Here is a 2,495-nt window from a genome sequence, read left to right on the forward strand (position 1 = left end):
GACCGGGACGACGCGGCGGCGGTCGAGCGCCTCGTCGGCGGCCGGGCGTTCGCGACGCTCACCCGCCGGGGGCACCCGCTGCCCCGCGTGTCCGACCTGCAGCACACGCTCGAGGTGCTGGAACGCCTCGGGCCGGCCCGGCACGACCCCGCCCACCCCGCCACCGGCGGACCCGCCCCCGCCCCCACCAGGAGGACCCCCCGATGAGCGCCGCACCCCTGACCGTCGCCCAGGTCGCCGACGCCGGACGCGCGGTGCTCGACGAGGTCGGCACCGCCGTCGTCGGGATGCGCGAGCCGCTGACGACCGCCCTCGCCGCGATGCTGGCCGGCGGGCACGTCCTGTTCGAGGACGTCCCGGGGCTCGGCAAGACGCTCGCCGCCCGCAGCCTGGCGACCGCGCTGGGGCTGGAGTTCCGCCGGGTGCAGTGCACGCCGGACCTGCTGCCGTCGGACATCACCGGCTCGAGCGTGTACGACCCGTCGTCGACCTCGTTCGAGTTCCGGCCCGGCCCCGTCTTCGCCGGCCTGCTGCTGGCGGACGAGATCAACCGCACGGCACCCAAGACGCAGTCGGCGCTCCTGGAGGCGATGGCCGAGCGGCAGGTGACGACCGACGGCGTGACGCGGCGGCTGCCCGAGCCGTTCCACGTCGTCGCGACGTCGAACCCCGTGGAGTACGAGGGCACGTACCCGCTGCCGGAGGCGCAGCTCGACCGGTTCATGGTGCGGATCGCGGTCGGCTACCCGGACGCGGAGGCGGAGGTCGACGTGCTGGCCCGGCGCATCGAGCGGCGCACCGAGCTCGCCACCGTCCGCCGCGTCGTCGACGCCCCGACGTTCCTCGCGATGCAGGCGGGCGTCGAGGCGGTCCGCGTCGACCCGGACGTCCTGCGGTACTGCGTCGACGTCGCCGCGGCGACGCGCGCGCACGGCTCCGTCGAGGTGGGCGCCTCGCCGCGCGGCTCGCAGGCGCTCGTCCTCGTCGCCCGCTCCCGTGCCGTGCTGGCGGGCCGCGACTTCGTCACGCCCGAGGACGTCAAGGCCGTCGGCGTCGCGGCGCTCGCGCACCGGCTCTCGCTCACCCCGCAGGCGTGGGCCTCCGGGCTCGCGCCCGAGCGGGTCGTGACCGACGTCCTCGCGCACGTCCCTGGGCCGACGACGGCGCGCGCATGACGATGCCCTGGGTGCGGGCCCGCGCCTCCGTCGCCGCGGCGGCGGGCGGCGCGGCGCTCGTGCTGCTCGGGGTGGCGGCCGGTCGTGCCGACGTCGCGGTGGTGGGCGTGGCGCCCCTCGTCGCTGCGCTGTGGGACTGGAGCCGGCGGCCCCGCGGTGCCGCCGGGATCACGCTCGCGCAGCCGGTCGAGCAGCCCGAGCCCGGGCAGATGGTGGTCCGCGCCGCCGTGGACGCGCCGGCCGACGCACCCGCCGCGCTCCTCGCGGTGCGCCGGGGCCGCACCCCCGCGGTCGTCACGCTCGTCCGCCTCGACGACGGACGGCGCACCGTGCAGGTGCGGGTGCGCACGGTCCGCACCGGCCCGCAGGAGCTCGCGACCGCCGAGGCGCTCGCGCTCGGCGAGGGCGGCGCCAGCCTCGCGGAGGCGGCCGACCCCGTCGAGGTCCGCACCGTCGTGCTGCCCGGGACGCCGCGGCTCGGCGAGGTGCCGCTGCCGCCGCGGCTGCGGGGCCTGTCCGGCGCGCACGAGTCCCGCCGGGCCGGGGAGGGCGGCGGGCTGCGCGACGTGCACCCGTACACCTCGGGCGACCGGATGCGCCGCATCGACTGGCGCACGACCGCTCGTCGCTCGCCGCAGCTGCGCGAGCTGTACGTCCGGCGCGAGCACGCGCTCGCCGAGGCCGCCGTCGTCCTCGTCGTCGACTCCCGCGACGACGTGGGACCCGATCCCCTGACGTGGCGGGGATCGAACCTCCCCGACCCGCTCGAGGCCACCTCGCTCGACCTGGCCCGCACGGCGGCCGCCGCCCTGGCGCAGGCCTACCTCGGCCAGGGCGACCGCGTGGGGCTGGACGACCTCGGCGTGCTCCGCCGCCCGCTGCCGCCCGGCGCCGGGCGCCGGCAGCTCGACCGCGTCCGCCACGCGCTCGCCGTCACCCAGCCCGGCATCGACGCGCAGGCCCGGGCCCGCGCGCCGCAGCTGCCCTCGGGCGCGCTCGTCGTCCTGTTCTCGACGTTCCTGGACGACGAGCCGGTCGACGTCGCCGCGCACTGGCAGCGCACCGGGCACCGCGTCGTGGTCGTCGACGTGCTGCCCGACCTGCGCACCCGGCACCTCGACGGGCGCGAGCGGCTGGCGCTGCGCCTCGTGTCCGTCGCGCGCGAGGACCGGCTGGCGGCCCTCGCCGACCTCGGCATCGACCTCGTCACCTGGCGCGACGCGCCGTCGGCCGCCCTCGCCCTCGCCCGCCGCCGCGGCGCGCCCGGGCGGCGGACGTTCGCCTCGGCGGTGCCGCGGTGAGCGGCGTGGTGACCGGCAC

At 78.7% G+C, this 2,495-nt stretch carries 3 protein-coding genes; all 3 read left to right on the plus strand.

Annotation, left to right across the window (positions count from 1 at the left end; translation table 11 throughout):
* A partial coding sequence (locus tag HGCM_RS19655; RefSeq protein ID WP_026075257.1) for a hypothetical protein occupies positions 1 to 207 on the plus strand: 207 nt, incomplete at its 5' end.
* Complete coding sequence (locus tag HGCM_RS04490; protein ID WP_019135681.1) at positions 204 to 1,175, plus strand: AAA family ATPase; 972 nt, start codon at positions 204 to 206, stop codon at positions 1,173 to 1,175. The genes HGCM_RS19655 and HGCM_RS04490, both read left to right, overlap by 4 nt.
* On the plus strand, positions 1,172 to 2,476 hold the full coding sequence (locus tag HGCM_RS16850; RefSeq protein ID WP_019135682.1) for a DUF58 domain-containing protein: 1,305 nt from the start codon (positions 1,172 to 1,174) through the stop codon (positions 2,474 to 2,476). The genes HGCM_RS04490 and HGCM_RS16850 overlap by 4 nt, the downstream gene beginning before the upstream one ends.
* The last annotated feature ends 19 nt before the right edge of the window (positions 2,477 to 2,495 follow it).

Source organism: Cellulomonas massiliensis JC225 (assembly GCF_000312005.1).
GTDB classification, from domain to species: Bacteria; Actinomycetota; Actinomycetes; order Actinomycetales; family Cellulomonadaceae; genus Cellulomonas; species Cellulomonas massiliensis.

Bases quoted from the DNA above. Each gene is read 5' to 3' on its own strand.
- HGCM_RS04490 (WP_019135681.1), top strand. From the start codon at position 204: ATGAGCGCCGCACCCCTGACCGTCGCCCAGGTCGCCGACGCCGGACGC.
- HGCM_RS16850 (WP_019135682.1), top strand. From the start codon at position 1,172: ATGACGATGCCCTGGGTGCGGGCCCGCGCCTCCGTCGCCGCGGCGGCG.